The 18,088-nt window shown below is 68.7% G+C and carries 13 protein-coding genes; 5 read left to right on the forward strand and 8 right to left on the reverse strand.

Features of this window, described 5'->3' with window-relative positions:
- Positions 1-7 precede the first annotated feature (7 nt).
- The 3 genes from pdxA to V5740_RS07210 all read left to right on the forward strand — a co-directional run bounded on the left by pdxA (position 8) and on the right by V5740_RS07210 (position 4,513).
- The gene (gene pdxA / locus V5740_RS07200; RefSeq protein ID WP_347304382.1) at positions 8-1,006 is read left to right on the forward strand and encodes a 4-hydroxythreonine-4-phosphate dehydrogenase PdxA; all 999 of its coding nucleotides are present in this window, start codon (positions 8-10) and stop codon (positions 1,004-1,006) included.
- Positions 1,003-1,824: a 16S rRNA (adenine(1518)-N(6)/adenine(1519)-N(6))-dimethyltransferase RsmA gene (rsmA, locus tag V5740_RS07205; protein ID WP_347304383.1), complete on the forward strand. Its 822-nt coding sequence runs from the start codon at positions 1,003-1,005 to the stop codon at positions 1,822-1,824. The genes pdxA and rsmA overlap by 4 nt, the downstream gene beginning before the upstream one ends.
- A 334-nt stretch (positions 1,825-2,158) precedes the next feature.
- Positions 2,159-4,513, forward strand: a complete 2,355-nt coding sequence (locus V5740_RS07210) for a TonB-dependent receptor (protein WP_347304384.1) — start codon at positions 2,159-2,161, stop codon at positions 4,511-4,513.
- A 36-nt stretch (positions 4,514-4,549) separates the two neighbouring features.
- Here the strand turns inward: V5740_RS07210 and cobA are convergent, their stop codons facing one another.
- The 8 genes from cobA to V5740_RS07250 all read right to left on the reverse strand — a co-directional run bounded on the left by cobA (position 4,550) and on the right by V5740_RS07250 (position 15,402).
- A complete protein-coding gene (gene cobA, locus V5740_RS07215; RefSeq protein ID WP_347304385.1) occupies positions 4,550-5,341 on the reverse strand; it encodes a uroporphyrinogen-III C-methyltransferase in 792 nt (263 codons plus the stop codon).
- The gene (locus V5740_RS07220; protein WP_347304386.1) at positions 5,334-7,931 is read right to left on the reverse strand and encodes a molybdopterin-dependent oxidoreductase; all 2,598 of its coding nucleotides are present in this window, start codon (positions 7,929-7,931) and stop codon (positions 5,334-5,336) included. Before V5740_RS07220 ends, cobA begins: the two co-directional genes overlap by 8 nt.
- A gap of 1 nt (position 7,932) precedes the next feature.
- Complete coding sequence (gene nirD / locus V5740_RS07225) at positions 7,933-8,250, reverse strand: nitrite reductase small subunit NirD (protein ID WP_347304387.1); 318 nt, start codon at positions 8,248-8,250, stop codon at positions 7,933-7,935.
- A gap of 5 nt (positions 8,251-8,255) precedes the next feature.
- On the reverse strand, positions 8,256-10,757 hold the full coding sequence (gene nirB / locus V5740_RS07230) for a nitrite reductase large subunit NirB (RefSeq protein ID WP_347304388.1): 2,502 nt from the start codon (positions 10,755-10,757) through the stop codon (positions 8,256-8,258).
- Positions 10,758-10,947: 190 nt separating this feature from the next.
- Complete coding sequence (locus V5740_RS07235; RefSeq protein WP_347304389.1) at positions 10,948-12,144, reverse strand: alginate export family protein; 1,197 nt, start codon at positions 12,142-12,144, stop codon at positions 10,948-10,950.
- On the reverse strand, positions 12,144-13,397 hold the full coding sequence (locus tag V5740_RS07240; RefSeq protein ID WP_347304390.1) for a nitrate/nitrite transporter: 1,254 nt from the start codon (positions 13,395-13,397) through the stop codon (positions 12,144-12,146). The genes V5740_RS07235 and V5740_RS07240 overlap by 1 nt, the downstream gene beginning before the upstream one ends.
- Before the next feature lie 218 nt (positions 13,398-13,615).
- Complete coding sequence (locus tag V5740_RS07245) at positions 13,616-14,821, reverse strand: CmpA/NrtA family ABC transporter substrate-binding protein (RefSeq protein ID WP_347304391.1); 1,206 nt, start codon at positions 14,819-14,821, stop codon at positions 13,616-13,618.
- Positions 14,818-15,402 carry an ANTAR domain-containing protein gene (locus V5740_RS07250; RefSeq protein ID WP_347304392.1) on the reverse strand — a complete coding sequence of 195 codons (585 nt, stop codon included), beginning with the start codon at positions 15,400-15,402 and terminating at the stop codon, positions 14,818-14,820. Before V5740_RS07250 ends, V5740_RS07245 begins: the two co-directional genes overlap by 4 nt.
- Positions 15,403-15,599: 197 nt before the next feature.
- On the opposite strand from V5740_RS07250, the gene V5740_RS07255 reads away from it, so the two are divergent.
- The gene (locus V5740_RS07255) at positions 15,600-16,388 is read left to right on the forward strand and encodes an IclR family transcriptional regulator (RefSeq protein ID WP_347304393.1); all 789 of its coding nucleotides are present in this window, start codon (positions 15,600-15,602) and stop codon (positions 16,386-16,388) included.
- 36 nt (positions 16,389-16,424) lie between these two features.
- Entirely contained in the window at positions 16,425-18,074 is a 1,650-nt protein-coding gene (locus V5740_RS07260; protein ID WP_347304394.1) for an MFS transporter, read from the forward strand.
- Positions 18,075-18,088: the final 14 nt, after the last annotated feature.

An 18,088-nucleotide genomic window follows, 5' to 3' on the forward strand; every position in this document is an offset into this window, starting at 1 on the left:
TCCGGTGATGTCCCCGCTGGCCTTGTCGCTGGGCGACCCGGCGGGGATCGGCCCCGAACTGATCGCGGCCTGCTGGGCACAGCGCCGGCAGGTCGGGCTGCCGCCCTTCTTCGTGGTCGGCGGGGCCGAACTGCTGGTGGCAGCAGCGGCATCGCGCGGCATCGACCTGCCGGTGGTGCGCATCGACAGTCCGGACGAGGCGGCCGATCATTTTGCCGATGCGCTGCCGCTGCTCGGTGCGGTGGACGGTCCGTTCCGGCCGGGCCAGCCGGACGAGGACGGCGCCCGGCTGGCGCTCGCCTCCTTGGAACAGGCGACGGCACTGGTCACCCGCGGCGCGGCGGCGGCGCTCGTCACCGGGCCCATCGCGAAGGCGGAACTGGCGAAGGTCGGCTTCAGCTTCCCCGGCCAGACCGAATTCGTGGCCGCCGCCAGCAATGTGGCGGCGGAGGACGCGGTAATGATGCTGGCCGGGCCGGCGTTGCGGACCGTGCCGCTCACCGTGCATTGCTCACTGGCCAGCGTGCCGGCCCGTCTCTCGGTCGATCTTATCGTGCGCCGCTCCACCATCGTGGCGCAGGCCATGCGGCGCGACTTCGGCATCGCCGCTCCGCGCCTCGCTATCTGCGGGCTCAACCCGCATGCCGGGGAAGACGGTCGCATGGGGGATGAGGAGATTCGCATCATCGCCCCTGCCATCGCCGCCCTGCGTGCCGCCGGCTGGGACGCGAGCGGCCCGCATCCGGCGGACGCGCTGTTCACCCCGCGTGCCCGCGCGACTTATGACGTGGCGATCGCCATGTACCACGATCAGGCGCTGATCCCGCTGAAGGCGCTGGATTTCGATCAGGGCGTGAACGTGACGCTGGGCCTGCCGGTGATCCGCACCTCACCCGACCACGGCACCGCCTTTGCCATCGCCGGCCGGAACATCGCGGATCCCGGCGCCACGATCGCCGCCATCCGCATGGCCGCGGACCTCGCCGGCCGCCGCGCCGCGGCATGACCGCTCTGCCGCCCTTGCGGGAGGTGATCGCCGCGCATGGCCTCAGCGCCAGCAAGGCGCTCGGCCAGAACTTCCTGCTGGACGAACAATTGCTCGCCCGCATCGCCGCCATCGCGGGCGACCTGCAGGACCACGCAGTGCTTGAGATCGGCCCGGGTCCTGGCGGCCTGACGCGCGCCGCCCTGCGCGCCGGCGCCCGGGTCACCGCGATTGAGATGGACCGCCGCTGCCTGCCTGCCCTGGCGCAATTGGGGGAGGCGTTTCCCGGCAAGTTGCAGGTGGTGGAAGGAGACGCCACCCAGATCGACCACGACGCGCTGATGGGCGAGCCCTACGCTATCCTCGCGAACCTGCCCTACAATGTCGGCACGCCGCTGTTCACCGGCTGGTTGGGCGGCGAAAGCTGGCCCCCGCGCTGGCAGAGCCTGACGCTGATGTTCCAGCAGGAAGTCGCCCAGCGCATCGTCGCCGAACCTGACACGGATGCGTATGGCCGGCTGGCGGTGCTGGCGCAGTGGCGCAGCACCGCGAAGCTGGCGCTGAAGGTCCATCGCAGCGCCTTCACCCCCCCGCCCAAGGTGATGAGCGCCATCGTGCACGTCGTGCCTACGGAGCAGCCGGACGGCGTCAGCGCCCGCGTGCTCGAACGCCTGACCGCCGCCGCATTCGGCCAGCGCCGCAAGATGCTGCGGCAGAGCCTTAAGGGACTGCCCGGCGGGCTGGCCGCCCTGGAAGAGGTCGGCATCGATCCGCAACGTCGGGCGGAAACCCTGTCGGTCACCGAGTTCGTCGCCATGGCGCGGGCGCTCACTAAGTAGACCTGCACTGATCCGCGCGGCATGACCGAGAACGGTTACTGTGCAAATGATCGCGCGACATCATCGTCTTTCTGATCCACCACAAGGCAACGAATACTTGCACTTGCAGTGACACTGCACGTGTAAGTACCTGATTTACACACATATCAACCGCAATCGTCCGATTGGCACTTCCTAGCGACTTCGTAACAAAGAGTTGCTAGTGACTCTCAGGAACGCTGGGCAGTTGACCAAACGGCGGGCGCCCCGCATCGGCGACGCGCTGATCATGCGATCCATTTGCATTATCGGCTGAGTTGGGCCGCGGGATCGGCCCGCAGCAGGGGAATAATCAATGTCCATTTCGCGAGCGGCGCTGAGGGGCGCCGTGTCTTTGCTGGCCTGCGCCGGTGCCATGCCGGTCATGGCGGAAGATGCTGCCGACCAGGGCGCACGCACGGACGAGATCGTGGTGACCGCCGCCGGATTTGAACAGAAGATCACCGACGCGCCCGCCAGCATCACCGTCATCACGGAGAAGGAGTTGCGCGAACGCCCCTATACCACCCTGATCGATGCCGTGCGCGATGTCGAAGGTGTCGATGTCGGCGAAACCAGCGACAAAACCGGCCAGCGCACGATCAGCATCCGCGGCATGGGCGCCGATTACACGCTGATCCTTATCGACGGAAAGCGTCAGAACAATCACGGCGACATCTATCCCAACAGCTTCGGCGGCAACCAGTTCAACCATGTGCCTCCGCTCGATGCGATCGAGCGGATCGAGGTCATCCGTGGCCCCGCCTCCACCCTGTACGGCGCCGACGCGCTGGGCGGCGTGATCAACATCATCACCCGCAAGGTGGCCGATCGCTGGACAGCCTCCGCCACCATCGGCCGCGTCATCCAGGAAGATCCCGTCTTCGGTGACGACATGACGTACGACGCAACGGCGCGCGGCCCGCTGGTGCCGGGCCTCGCCGGGCTCACGCTGCGCGGATCGCTCTATCGCCGCATGCCCTCCAGCCCCGACTTCACCCCTGCCGTGGACCCGGCGGGCGTCGTCCATGTGCGCAGCCTGGGCTTCGGCGGCGGCGGGCGGACCGTGGACAACACCAACCGCAATATCGGCGGATCGCTCAGCCTGACGCCAATTGACGGGCACAGTCTGGTGTTCGACATCGACTATTCGCGGCAGGAATATGACAACACCCCGATCGTCGATCCGGAGACGGGCGCGATCTCCTACCCGCTGGGCACGCTTGACGGGATCGACAGCATCTGGCGCGCGACCCGCAACGTTGTCCAGCCGCGAGTGGGTTACACGGAAGAACAGGTGTTCGACCGCCTGAACTGGGCCGCCACGCACCAGGGCGAATATGGCGCGGTGCGCAGCTTCGTGTCGCTCGCCTATATCCGCACCAACAACAAGGGCCGGACCATGCCCTTCTCCGTCGCCGAACGGCTGCACCTGCAGGAGATGTGGAGCGGTACCGGTATCTATGCCGGCCTGCCCGTCGCCGAACGCCGCCAGATCGCGGAGGACACCTTCCTGCCGCGCCCGCTGCGCACGCTGGAAAGCAACCAGTACACGCTCGATGCGCGGCTCGACATTCCCGTGGATGGCTGGCTCGGCGAACATCGCTTCGTCGTCGGCGGACAGTATATCGATGGCGAGCTGGACGACGGCGTGTTCGGGCTGGAGGCGAGCACCGGCGGGGTCGAGGCGGTGCAGGCCCACCGGATCTGGTCGCTATTTGCGGAGGACAACTGGACCCCGCTCGACGGGCTGACCATCACCGGTGGCCTGCGGTATGACGATCACAATCTGTTCGGCGGCCGCTTCAGCCCGCGGCTGTATGCGGTCTACAACGTCACCCCGATCCTGACGGTCAAGGGCGGCGTCAGCACCGGGTACAAGACGCCGCGCACCACCGACCTGTATGACGGCATCCGCGGCTTCGGCGGCCAGGGTACCAGCCCGTTCATCGGCAACCCCGACCTGCAGCCGGAAACCAGCGTCAACAGCGAGATCGCGGTCTACTGGAACCCGTCACCCTTCAGCGGCATCAACGTGACGCTGTTCCAGAACGACTTCAACGACAAGATCGCCAGCACCAACGTGCAGCCCTGCGCGGTTACCGGCTTCGTGCGGCCCTGCGCCAATCTGGGCGATTACTGGGAAGTGCTGGGCCTGGGCGGCAATATCAGCATCCCGGTGAACGTGGACGAGGCGCGCATCCGCGGCGCGGAGATTGCCGGACGGTACGAGTTCTTCCCCGGCCTCTCAGTACGCGCCAACTACACCTTCACCGACAGCGAACAGCTCAGCGGGCCGGAGGAAGGCCTGCCGCTGACGCAGACGGCGCGGCACATGGCCAATGCGACGCTGAACTGGGACGTGCTGCCCAGCGTATCGACGCAGTTGATGGCGGAGCATCGGTCGGAACGGTATCGCGGCGTCGATGTCGATGGCAGCCACCTGTATTGGCGGCCTTACACGGTGCTGAACCTTGGCGCGCAGTATCAGCTGAACGACAATCTCACGATCGGCGGGCGGGTGAACAACCTGCTGGATCGGGATTTCACCAGCTACGACACCAGCTTCATCGACAATGGCGACGGGACCTTCACCCCGAACTACCAGGATCATTACAATAACAAGGACCGGGCGCGCAGCTACTGGATCAGTCTGAACGCACGCATCTGATCCGGCTTGCGGCGGGGCTGCGATGTGGTCCCGCCGTTACCCCGTGCAGGCAGCCGAACTGGCGACCTCACGGGTTTCTCGCACCTGCCCGGCCGCGTCACCCTGCGCCACCGCGTCCCCGATCAGCATCAGCGTCGGCAGATCGGCGGCGAAGGCGCGGACTGCCAGGGGCAGCAGGTCCAGCCGGGTGCGCAGCATCTGCTCGTCCGGCAGGCTGACATTGCACGCGATCAGCGCCGGCGTGCTGCCGGGCAGGCCGTGCGCCATCAACTGCCGGCTGACCTCGCCCGCGGCCTCCCGCCCCATATAGATGCCCAGAGTTGCATCCGCCTGCGCCAGCGCCGCCCAGTCGAGGTCCAGCGCCGCGCCGCGCCGGCTGTGCGCGGTGACGAACTGCACCCGCCTGGCGATCCCGCGCAATGACAGCGACACGCCCGCGCTCGCCGCGGCGGCGCTCGCCGCGGTGATGCCGGGGCACACATGGACCGGCACGCCGGCTGCACGGCACGCGGCCAGCTCTTCCGCCGATCGCCCGAAGATGGAGGGATCACCCCCCTTCAGCCGCACGACCCGCCGGCCCGCCAGCGCAGCCTCGACCAGCACCGCGTCGATGGTCGCCTGGCTCGCGCTGTGGCGGCCGGCCCGCTTCCCCACGGGCACCAGCCGCGCACGATGCGCAAGGTCCAGGATCGCCGGCCCGACCAGTGCATCGTGGAACACCACCTCTGCCAACTCCAGCAGTCGGGCCGCCCTACGCGTCAGCAGGTCGGGGTCGCCCGGCCCTGCACCGACCAGCCAGACCGTGCCTGCGGGAAAGTCGTCAACCATGCGCCGTCTCCAGGGTGTGTTCCGCCAGGATGCGGGCGAGTGCCGGACGGCACGATCCGCAATTGGTACCCGCGCCAAGCGCCGCGCCGATCGCCGCGACGCTGACGAGCTGCTGATCGCGGATCGCCGCCACGATGGTGTTGAGCCCGACATCCAGGCACGCGCAGACCACCGCCCCGCGCTCCTGCTGCCGGCCCGGCGCCCGCCCGGCCAACACCAGCGGGCCGTGCTGCGCCCCCAACTGCGCCACCAGCCAGTCTCGTCCCGGCAGCTCGCCGGTGGCGGTGACGAACAGGGCGGCGATCAGGCGGCCGTCCTGCAGCACCGCGATGCGGCGGGTGCCACGTGCCGGATCGCTCGCCTCCATCCGCTGCCCTGCCGGCAGGCTGCCTTCGGGAATGTCGGTCATGCTCTCGCCGGCGAGTTCGAACAGCACGCCGCCAGGTACCGCCACCCGCACCGCCCAGGGAATGCCCGGCAGTTCCGCCCCGCCGCGCACGATCAGGAAGCCCCGCCAGGCCAGCGCCACCGGCTCCAGCCGGGCGGGCGTCTGCTTGAAGCCGGGCTGACCCGAGTGGGGATCGGTGCCGTCGCGCGGCAGCAGGCCGGTGCGCCCACCGCTGGCGGTGCGATCGGTCCAGTGGATCGGCGCGAACACCTCTCCCCTTCGTTGGCCATCCGTCAGCGTCACGCGGAACAGGCTGGCGCCCTGCGGCGTGTGCAGCCGTGCCAGTCCCCCGTCGGCCAGGCCCAGATCGGCCGCATCAGCCGGATGCACCTCGACCAGCGGCTCCTCCCGATGGCGTGCCAGCCTGGGGCTGAGGCCGGTGCGGGTCATCGTATGCCAATGGTCGCGGTAGCGGCCCGTGTTGAGCAGCAGCGGCCAGCGAGCAAGCGGCGCCTCCAGCTCCCGCTGCGCCACCGGGATCAGGCGCGCCAGGCCGTCCGCCGTGGGGTAGTGTCCATCGGCAAACGGCTGGCCACCCCACCGGAACGGTTCCAGCGCCTCATACTGCGCATTCGTCAACATCGCCTGCGGGCCGAGGTCCAGCAGCCGCGCGCCATTGTTGCGATAGGCGGTCAGCCCCGCATGTTCGCGCCAGATCTCCGCCGGGTGGCGATAGCCGAAGGCATCGCTCCACCCCATCCGCGCGGCCACTTGCGATACGATCCACCAGTCCGGCCGGGCCTCGCCCGGCAGCGGCAGGACGGCGCGCTGGCGGCTGACCGTCCGTTCGGAATTGGTGACGGTGCCGTCCTTCTCCCCCCAAGCGGCGGCCGGCAGCCGCACATCGGCGTGGAGCGAGGTGTCGGTCCGCTCGATCACATCCGACACGACCACGAAGGGGCAGCCGGCCAGCGCATCGCGCACGCGCGCGGCGTCGGGCATGGAGACGGCGGGATTGGTAGCCATGATCCACAGCGCCTTGATCCGGCCCTCACCCACGGCACGGAACAGGTCCACCGCCTTCAGCCCCGGCTTGCGCGCGATGTTCGGCGCGGCCCAGAACCGGGCGACGTCGTCACGATCCGCCTCTGCGAAGCCGCGATGCGCCGCCAGCGTGGTGGCGAGGCCGCCCACTTCCCGGCCACCCATGGCATTGGGCTGCCCGGTGATGGAGAACGGCGCCGCACCCGCCTTGCTGATGCGTCCGGTGGCCAGATGCAGGTTCAGGATCGCATTGCCGCCATCGGTGCCGCGGATCGACTGGTTCACCCCCTGGCTGAACATCGTCACCGTGCGCGGGTTGGCGGCGAACAGGTCATAGAAGCGCTGCACGTCGCCCGGCGCCAGATCACACCCCTTCGCCACGCTCCACAGATCGTGGCCTTGGTCCAGCGCATCCCAGAACCCCTCGGGCACGCTCAAGGCACCGTCATCGACCAGCCCTTCACGCCAGCAATGTGCCAGCAAGCCGTTCATCAGCAGCACGTCGCTGCCCGGCCGCAGCGGCAGATGCAGGTCGGCGCCTTCCGCCGTCTCGGTCCGGCGCGGGTCGATCACGACCAGCTTGGTGCCACGCTCCTCCCGCGCCGCCATCATGCGCTGGTACAGCACCGGGTGGCACCAGGCGGTGTTCGATCCCACCAGCACGACCAGCTCCGCCGCCTCCAGATCGGCATAGCTGGCGGGGACCACATCCTCGCCAAAGGCGCGGTTGTGCGCGGCCACCGCACTGGACATGCAGAGCCGCGAATTGGTGTCGATATTGGCAGACCCGATGAAGCCCTTCATCAGCTTGTTGGCGACGTAGTAATCCTCCGTCAGCAGTTGGCCGGAGACGTAGAAGGCGACGCTGTCCGGGCCGTGCTGCCGGACCGCCTCGGCGAAGCGCCGGGCCACCAGATCGAGCGCCTTGTCCCAGCTTGCCCGCTTCCCCGCCCCGGCACGGCCGATCAGCGGATGCAGCAGTCGCCCGTTTAGGCCGACGGTTTCGCCCAGATGCGTGCCCTTGGAACACAGCCGCCCGGCGTTGGCGGGGTGTCGCTGATCGCCGGCGATCTCCAGCGTGCGATCCCCCGTGCGGCGCGCCAGCACGCCGCAGCCGACCCCGCAATAGGCGCAGGTGGTGCGGACGGCCTGCTCCATCTCAGGCGGCGACCTTCAGCGGCGCCGACAGCAGGATGCGGCCGTCGACCACCTCCACCTGTACCGTGGGCGTGCAGCCCTTGTCCGCGCCCAGCGCCTCGCCCGTTTCCAGGCTGATGCGCCAATTGTGCAGCGGACAGGCGACCGCATGACCGTGGATGATCCCCTCGCTCAGCGGCCCGTGCTTGTGCGGGCAGCGGTTCACCAGCGCGAAGATGCGATCGTCACCGGTGCGGAAGACCGCGATGCTCTCCCCCTCCAGCATCACGGAGCGACTGCCGCGCAGGGGGATGGCATCGACCGGGCCGATATCGATCATCTGGGTCACTCCGCCGGTTCGAGATGCTGGTGCAGATGCGCGTCGGCCCCTTCGACACGCTGTCGCCAAGGGTCGTCCTGCGAGAAGGTCTGCGAATGATGGAACCGCTCGGCCAGCGCGGCGCGCTCCTCCGCGTCGCCCAGCAGCCGTTCCTGGATGTAGGGGAGACCCACCCGCTCGATCCACGGTGCGGTCCGCTCCAGGTAGCGGGCTTCCTCGCGGTAGAGCTGGATGAAGGCAGCGCAGTGCTCCAGCGCCTCCTCCTCCGTCGCGACCTTGCACAGCAGGTCCGTCACGCGGACCTTGATCCCGCCATTCCCGCCGACATGCAGTTCGTATCCGCTGTCGACGCACACGATCCCGAAATCCTTGATCGTCGCCTCCGCGCAATTGCGCGGGCAGCCGCTCACTGCGATCTTGAACTTGTGCGGCATCCAGCTGCCCCAGGTCATCCGCTCCGCCTTGACGCCCAACCCGGTGGAATCCTGCGTGCCGAAGCGGCACCATTCGCTGCCGACGCAGGTCTTCACCGTGCGCAGCGACTTGCCATAGGCATGGCCGCTGACCATGCCAGCCGCGTTGAGGTCGGCCCAGACAGCGGGCAGGTCCTCCTTGCGGATGCCGAAGATGTCGAGCCGCTGGCCGCCTGTCACCTTCACCATCGGCGCGTTGAACTTCTCCACCACGTCGGCGATCGCGCGCAGCTCGCGCGGGTTGGTGAGCCCGCCCCACATGCGCGGCACGACGGAGTAGGTGCCGTCCTTCTGGATGTTGGCGTGCAGCCGCTCGTTGACGAAACGGCTCTGCTGGTCGTCGACATATTCCCCCGGCAGCGCGCACAGCAGGTAGTAGTTCAGCGCCGGCCGGCAGGACGAACAGCCATCGGGGGTGGACCAGTGCAGCCGCTGCATCACCTCGGGGATGGAGCGCATGCCCTGCGCCACGATCGCCTGCCGGACATCGTCATGGCCGAAACTGGTGCAACCGCACATCGTCTTCGGCCCGCTCTCCACCGCTTCGCCCAGCGTGAGTGCCAGCAGCGTCTCCACCAGGCCGGTGCATGAGCCGCAGCTCGCCGACGCCTTGCAGCCTTGCCGCACGGCATCGAGGCTGGCCGCGCCTGCACCGATGCACTCTACCACCTGCCCTTTCGTGACGCCGTTGCAGCCGCAGATCTCCGCATCTGCCGGCAGGGCCGCAACGGCGGCATTAGGGTCCGCGGGGCCGCCCCCGGCGGCGAAGGCCTGGCCGTAGATCAGCACATCGCGCAGATCCGCGATGTCCGTGCCCTTTTTCAGCAGGTCGAAATACCAGCTGCCATCAGCCGTGTCGCCATACAGCACCGCGCCGACCACCCGATCGCCGCGCAGCACCACCCGCTTGTAGATGCCGCGGGCCGCATCGCGCAGCACGATGTCCTCGCATCCCTCCCCACCGGAGAAGTCGCCGGCGGAGAACACGTCGATCCCCGACACCTTCAGCTTGGTGGAGGTGACGGAGCCGCGATACGGGTTCGCCGTGCCCACCAGTCCGTCCGCCAGACTGCGGCACATGTCCCACAGCGGCGCGACCAGACCATAGACCTGCCCGTCATGCTCCACGCATTCGCCCACCGCCAGGACCCGCGCGTCGCTGGTGACCATGTGATCGTCCACCTGGATGCCGCGCCCGACCGCCAGGCCGGCCTCCCGCGCCAGCCTGACCGACGGGCGGATGCCGACGGCCATCACGACCAGGCTGGCGGGGATCTTCCGCCCATCCTTCAGCCGCACACCTTCCACCCGGCCCTCGCCGAAGATTTCGGCCGTGTCGGCGCCGGTCAGGATCACCTGTCCCCGCGCCTCCAGCGCGGATTTCAGCAGCCAGCCGGCCGCTTCGTCCAGCTGGCGCTCCATCAGCGTCGGCATCAGATGCAGCACGGTCACGTTCATGCCGCGCAGCGTCAGCCCGTGCGCGGCCTCCAGCCCCAGGAGACCGCCGCCGATCACCACCGCCGATCCCCCCGTGGCGGAGGCGGTCAGCATGGTCTCGACATCGTTCATGTCGCGGAACGAGATCACGCCCGGAAGGTCGTGGCCCGGTACCGGGATGATGAACGGGTCGGACCCGGTAGCGATCAGCAGGCGGTCATAGCCGATGGTGCGACCCGAACGGCTGGTGATGGTGCATGCCGCCCGGTCGATGGCGATCACCGGGTCGCTGGCGACCAGCTCGATCCCGTTGTCGTCGTACCAGGCGCGCGGATTGATGACGATCTCGTCGAAGCTCTTTTCACCCGCCAGTACGGGCGACAGCATGATGCGGTTGTAGTTCACATGCGGCTCGGCCCCGAAGATCGTAACCCGCCAGTTCGCCCCGTCGCGGGCGAGCAGTTCCTCCACCGCGCGGCAGCCGGCCATGCCGTTGCCGATCACCACCAGATGCTGCCGAGCAGCCACCGGGCTGATGGCCAGGCTGTCCTCGCCATCGATAAAGAGAACCGGGTCGGGTCCGGTCTGCAGATCCATGCCTCATGCTCCAGAACGAAAAAGGCCGCCATCCGGGCCCCGGTTCGATCCGGAGCCTGGATGGCGGCCTTGCCATCATGCGGTGCCTTGGCGGTCCTGCGGCGGACCGACGCGGCGATGTGGAAACGAAGGCGTCCTTGCCTTGCTTGCACCTCTTGTAGAACGATTCACCCGCAAACTCAAGCGCCGGCTACAGGCTCCAGTCGATTTGCAGCCACAAGCGGTCGGAATCACTGGCGAAGCTCTGAGCCTCATAATGCGCGTAGCGGGCCGACAATGCCGTCTTTCCGAAGCTTGCACTCGCCAGCAGGTTCAGCTCCCGACCATAGGGTCGCTGCTGTCGGTCGCTGCGGTACCAGTGCCAGGCCGCCTGCAGGCTCAATGCATCTGCCGGGCCGACCGCCTTGAAGGTGCGCTGCCCCTGCACGTACCAGTCCGCCACCCCATCGGGCGGAGTCGTCAGGAACCGGTCGGCCCAGCCCTGGAACTTGAAATTGGTGCCCAGCGGCGTCTGGAAGCTGGTCAGCGCGCGGCCGTCGGCGGCACCAAGCAGCTCGTACCCGCCGCCCAGCCGCCAGCCATGTCCCTCCATTACCAGATCCGCCAGCCAGTACCGGGCGCGGTAATCGTTTGGGTTGCCGCGCCAGTCGGCCTGCCGCGCATGGCTCGCCTGATAGGCAACGCTCCAGCCGGCGGACACCGGCTGCGCACCCGTCAGCCGCAGGCCGTAACTCTGGCTGGACTGGCGGATCAGCGCCGTGCTGTCCTGTTCCAGCAGATAGGCGAAGCCGGTGACCTTGCCCACCGGGGAGGCCCAGGACAGGTTGGCGAAGATCTTGTCTCCGCCCGCAGCCTGCGGCCGCGCGCCCGCACCCTCGAACCCCCAGATCGTACGCACGCTCCAGGCATAGGTCAGGTCTGCCTTGACCCCGGTCGTCGGCGCGATCTCGGCCCTGATCGCGTCGAAGGTCTGCGCATTGGCACGGAACGCGACATTGCCGACGAACCGTTCGTCATCCAGCGCGATCCGCTGCCGACCGGCGGTCAGCACCAGCGGATCGCTGCGGTACTGCACCTGCGCGCGGTACAGCGCCCAGTTCTCCGGATCGGCCACGATGGGGCGCGTGGCGGGGCCATGCAGCCCGTCATTGTAGCGGTCGATCGGGGCGAACAGCGCCTGCCCCTCCGCCAGCAGGGCGAAGCGGCCGCTGGTGACCGTGGCTCCAGCGCGAAGGCGCATGACCAGCGCGTCGGACTCGTCCGGCAGATCGGCCTGCTCCGCATGTTCGTAGCGGAGGCGGGCGTCGAGCAGCGGCGTGATTTCCTGCGCGGCGGCCGGGCTGGCGAGGAGCAGCACGCCCATCCCCAGCAGATGCCTGCGCCCCATCAGATCCGCGCCGCGGTGGACCAGCGTGCCCGCCAGCCATCCTTCACCAGCAGCAGCCCGGCGAGTGCCAGCAGCGCCAGCGCAGCGAAGATCAGGAACCCGCCGGCGAAACTGCCGGTGAATTGCCGCGCCACTCCCAGGGAGGAGGCGAGCCAGAACCCGCCGACCCCGCCCGCCATGCCGACCAGGCCGGTCATGACCCCGATCTCCGCCTGGAACCGCTGCGGCACCAGCTGGAACACCGCACCATTGCCGGTGCCCAGCGCCAGCATCGCGGCGACGAACAGCGACAGCGCCATCACCAGCGTTCCCGCCATGCTGACCCCCGCCAGCGCCGCCGCGGCGACCGCGAACACCACCAGCAGCGCGCGCACGCCGCCCACCCGATCGGCCAGCGCGCCGCCCATCGGCCGCACCAGCGATCCCGCAAAGACGCACGCCGCGGTGCAGTACCCGGCGGCGACGGTCGTCAGCCCGAACCGGTCGGTGAAGTAGATCGTCAGGGAGGAGGCAAGGCCGGAAAAGCCGCCGAATGTGACGGCGTAGAACCCCATCAGCCACCAGGCATCGGCGCTCCTCAGCGGAGTGAAATAGGCTGCGATCGGCTTCGCCGCCGGCTGGTTCGGCGCATCCTTAGCCATGATCATATAGGCGACGAACACAATCGACAGCGGGATGCAGGCGAGGCCCAGCACCGCGTTCCAGCCGAACAGCTTGGCCAGCGTCGGTGCGAACAGCGCCGCCAGCACCGTGCCCGAATTGCCCATGCCCGCCAGGCCCATCGCCTTGCCCTGGTGCTCCGCCGGATACCACCGGCTGGCCAGCGGCAGCGCGATGGCGAAACTTGCGCCGGCGAAGCCCAGGATCACGCCCAGCACCAGCGTTCCGGCAAAGGAGTTCACCCCCAGGGCCCAGGCGCTCAGCAGCCCGCCGATTACGATCAGCTGGCCGATCGCGCCCGAACGCTTGGGACCGATCCGATCCACCAGCAGGCCGTTCACCACCCGCAGCAATGCCCCCATCAGCGTGGGCGTCGCGACCATCAGCCCCTTTTGCGCCGGGCTGAGCGACAGGCTGGCCGCGATGTCGGGCGCCAACGGCCCCAGGATCACCCAGACCATGAAGGCGAGATCGAAATACAGGAAGGCCGCGACCAGCGTGGGCGTGTGCCCGCTGCGCCAGAAACTGGTGGTCGGTGCGGTATCGCCACCCGGCCGTGGCCGGTCACTGCCGTCGAGAAAGGCGGTTGCCATGATGCTGTTCCCCCAGGCGACCGGCGCCCTTGGGGCCGGATCGTGGACACGAAAAAAGCCGCGGCCGGACAGGCCAAGGCGGCCCATCCGGTCAGCGGCTTTGCTGCGGTTTTGCTGATGCTGGCCGTGCCCCGCCCCTGGGGTGGTCAGCCGATCCATCCGCGCAGCGTCGCGCGAACGCAGATATATTCACGCAACAGGCGCGATTCCGCAAGCGATCATTTGGCAAACCCGGCCAGATAGGCATCGATCGCATCGGGATCGAATACGCGCCCGTCAAAGAAGCCGTCCGGCCCCAGCAGCAGCGCGCCACCATGCGCGCCGACCCCGGTCGGTGTTGCGACCGCCCCCTCCAGCTTCGCGCTGGCGCCCGGCATCACCGCGCCGCTGCCGGCCAGCGCACGGCGATAAACGTCCGGCCGGAACACCGCGCCGGCCGCCGCCTCCGCCTCTGCCGATCGGTCCGCCTGACCCCAGCGGACCAGTTGCGACCAGATCCACAATGCCTGGCTGCGCCACGGGAAATTCGCGGCCTCGCGATGGAACAGCAGGAAGTCGTCGGCCGGCAGCGGCGCCGCACCCGCGCGCGGCACGAATTGCCCGTTCAGCGATGCCGCGATCAGCTCCGCCGGCATGCCGACATGATCGGGGCGGGCCAGCATCTCGGCCAGCTCCGCCCGGTTCTCCGGCGCGTCGCACCATGCCGCCGCGTGTGACAGAGCCAGCAGCAGGCGGTCGGCCACCGCGGCATTTCCGGCCAGCCAGTCCGCGCGGCAGGCCAGCACCTTTTCCACGCCGCGCCGCCAGATCCGCGCGCCCAGCACCACCGCTTCGGCCAGACCTTCGGCGATGGCGGCGGCTGGCCACGGGTCGCCCGCGGTGAAGCCGTCGATCTCCCCGCTGCGCATCGCTTCCAACATCAATGACGGGGGCAGCACCCGCAGGCTGACGTCGCGGTCCGGGTCGATCCCGGCGCTGGCCAGCCAGTATCGCAGCATCAGCGCATGGCTGGAGAAGCGATGCACGATGCCGATCTGCGGCTTGCGGCGATAAAGGCCGATGGCGGCGGCGAAATCGTGCGCGGTGGCGAGCGGATCGGCCAGCCGGGCCGCCGGATCGGGGTCCAGCGCGGCGGCGAAGTCGGGCCGCATGACCAGGGCGTTGCCATTCACGTTCAGGCGGAACGGCGTGGCCAGCGGCGTCGCCGCGCCGCCCAGCCCCAGGCTGACCGCGACCGCCAGCGGCGCCAGCATCTGCGCCGCCTGCACCTGGCCATAGACCAACCGGTCGCGCAACGTGGCCCAGCTCTCGGTACGCACCAGCTCCAGCGCGATCCCCTGCTCCGCCGCGAAGCCCTGCTCGCGCGCGGCGATCAGCACCGCGGCATCGGTCAGCGGCAGGAAGGCGGCACGAATCGGCGTCATGGCTGTCCTTTGCCCAGCAGGCTGCTGGCGGTGATCAGCGCCTCCGCCACCTCCGCCATGCGCTTGTTGGCGTTCATCGCACTGGTGCGCAGCAGCGTGTAGGCATCCTGTTCGTTCAGGCCGCGCTGCTGCATCAGGATCGCCTTCGCCCGGTCGATGACCTTGCGGTCGGCGAGCTGCGTCCGCGCCTCCGCCAGTTCGGCCTGCATCCGGGCAAAGGCGGTGAAGCGGCCCACGGCCAGGTCCAGGATCGGCTTCACCCGTTCCTTGCGCAGGCCATCAACCACATAGGCCGAGATGCCGGCATCGATCGCCGCGGCCGTCATCTGGTCGTCCGACTGGTCGACGAACATGGCGATGGGCTTGGCCAGCGCACGGCTGACCAGCAGCATCTCCTCCAGCGTGTCACGGCTTGGGCTGCCCAGGTCCATCAGCACGACGTCTGGCACCAGCCGCTCTATCCGGCTGACGAACGCGCCGGACGGCTGCACGACATGAATATCGTCGTAGCCGGCCTCGTGCAGGCCGTCTTCCAGGACCGAAGCCCTGGCACCCGTATCATCGATGATCACGATCCGCATGTTCGCAGCCGCAGCATGGGACAGGATCGCCGCTTTGGCAACGATCCGCGTGTCCGATACTTTCATCCCCGGCGCAACTGGCTGGCATGATGTCGCATACCTTGCGAATGGTCGCGCTTGCTGGAAAAGGTGATCGCGACACAGATTGGCGGCAATGACCGGAGAGGTCCGCGCCGCGTTGAGAAAAGGCGAGCGGAGTGGACCAGGAAAAGGGGGAGCGTGGCGCGACCGGCAGTCAGACGCTGCAGCGCGGGCTGGATGTGCTTCATGTGGTGGCGAACGGATCAGCCACCCTGGCGGAGCTTGCGAGTCAACTCGGCCTCAGCCGCAGCACCACGCACCGGCTGGCCAATGCCCTGCTGGAACGGCGTTACCTGACCCTCGCGCCCGGCCGCGGCTACCAGCTCGGCCCCAAGCTGCTGGAGCTGGGCTACCAGGCGCAGACGCAGACCGACCTGATGGCGCTGGCGCACCCGGTGCTCGCCGACCTGTCGGAACAGACCGGCCTGCCCAGCTTCCTTGGCCGCCGGGACGACGATCATTCGCTCAACCTGCTGTCAGTCCCCGGGCGGCAGCGGGTGGCGGTGATCACCCCCGTCGGCACCCGCCGCCGCCTGGCGGAGACCAGCCTCGGCAAGGCGCTGATGCTGGACGACACCCCGGCCGAGTGGAAGCGCCACTTCGCCGCGGCCGATCCCGCGCATTGCCCGCCCGACTGGCAGGCCGCGATGGAGCGGAGCGTGGCGGAGAACGTCGTCCTCCATGCCGGCCCGCCGCCCGATCACGTCCGGGCGATCGCCACCCCGGTGCGCGATTTCTCCGGCAAGATCGTCGCCGGGATCAGCATGGTCACGGTGTCGCAATACCTTAAGACGGAAGAGTTGGCGCATCTTGCCCCCCAATTGAAGGAGGCGGGGCAGAAGATCAGCGCCCAGCTCGGACACCGCCAGGATCGGGAGACATCGGGCAAGAGGAAGGCACCTTGACGCTTACCCGCGGGACGATCGCGCAACTGGCCCGGCATGGCCGGTAACAAGGCCGACGCGCCGCTTTCCATACCCGTGTTCCGTGCGGTGTGGATCGCCAGCATGGCATCCAATTTTGGCGGGCTGATCCAGTCGGTCGGGGCATCGTGGCTGATGGCCTCGCTGACCCCGTCCTCCCAGATGGTCGCGCTGGTGCAGGCCTCCACCGCGCTGCCGATCCTGCTGCTGTCGCTGTGGTCCGGGGCAGTGGCGGACAATCTGGATCGCCGCCGGGTCATGCTGGCGGCGCAGTTCTTCATGCTGCTGGTGTCCGTCACGCTGGCGGTGATCACCTTTGCCGGTTGGATCACGCCCTGGCTGCTGCTCGCCTTCACCTTCCTGATCGGTTGCGGCGCGGCGATGAACGGCCCGGCGTGGCAGGCATCGGTGGGCGACATGGTCCCACGCGCCGCGTTGCCGGGGGCGGTGGCGCTGAATTCCATGGGTTTCAACATCGCCCGCAGCCTCGGCCCCGCGATCGGCGGCGCAATCGTCGCGGCCGCGGGCGCCGCGGCGGCCTTCGTGGTCAACGCCGTCAGCTATGTCGGGTTGATCGCGGTGCTCAGCCGCTGGCGGCCCAGCCTGGCGGAACGTGTCCTCCCGCGTGAGACGCTGGGCCACGCGATGGCGGCAGGCGTACGCTACGTCGCGATGTCACCCGACATCCGCATCGTGCTCGCCCGGGCCTTGCTGTTCGGTGTCGGCGCCAGCGCGGTGCCAGCGATGATGCCGATCATCGCCCGCGACGTGATCGTGGGCAATTCGCTTACCTATGGCGTGCTGCTCGGCGCGTTCGGGATCGGCGCGGTGGGCGGCGGGCTGATGGTGCGCCGGCTGCGCGACCGCATCACGGTGGAAACCATCGTGCGCGCCGCCGCCGCCGCGATGGCGACCGGCAGCGTGGTGACCGGGCTCAGCGGGACGATGCTGCTGACCGTACCCGCTCTGGCACTGGCGGGCGCGGGCTGGGTGCTGGCGCTGTCGACCTTCAACGTCACCGTCCAGCTCTCCGCGCCGCGATGGGTCGTGGCCCGCGCGCTGTCGCTTTACCAGATGGCGGCGTTCGGCGGGATGACGGCGGGCGCGGTGCTGTTCGGCGGCATCGCCGATGCACAGGGCGCGCCGGCCACCCTGCTGGTCGCGGCCGGCGTCCAGACGCTGACGATTCTGGCCGGCCTCGTCCTGCCTCTCCCCGCCGCCCGCGATCTCGACCTCGCCTTGCGCGAATGGGCGGAGCCGGAGACCGCCGTTTCCGTCGACGAACGCAGTGGGCCTGTCGTGGTGACTATCGAATACCGTATCGACCCCGGCGACATCCCGCGCTTCCTCGGCGTGATGCACGAACGCCGACGCATCCGCCGGCGGGACGGGGCGCGGCACTGGACCTTGCTGCGCGATCTTGGCGAAAGCGAGCTGTGGGTCGAACGCTACCACGTCGCGACCTGGCTCGATTACATCCGGCACAACCAGCGCCGCACGCACGAGGATGCGCAGAACACGCATGACCTGCTGGCGCTGCATACCGGCGACACCAAACCGGTCGTCCACCGGATGATCGAACGCCAGACCACGACATTGCCGGGCATGCGCGACATCACGCCGCGCGAACTCGCCGACGCGGTGACCGACACCGCCCGACAAAGCTGATGCCCTGCACCGGA

This window comes from Croceibacterium sp. TMG7-5b_MA50 (genome assembly GCF_039830145.1).
In the GTDB taxonomy this organism is placed as follows: Bacteria; Pseudomonadota; Alphaproteobacteria; order Sphingomonadales; family Sphingomonadaceae; genus Croceibacterium.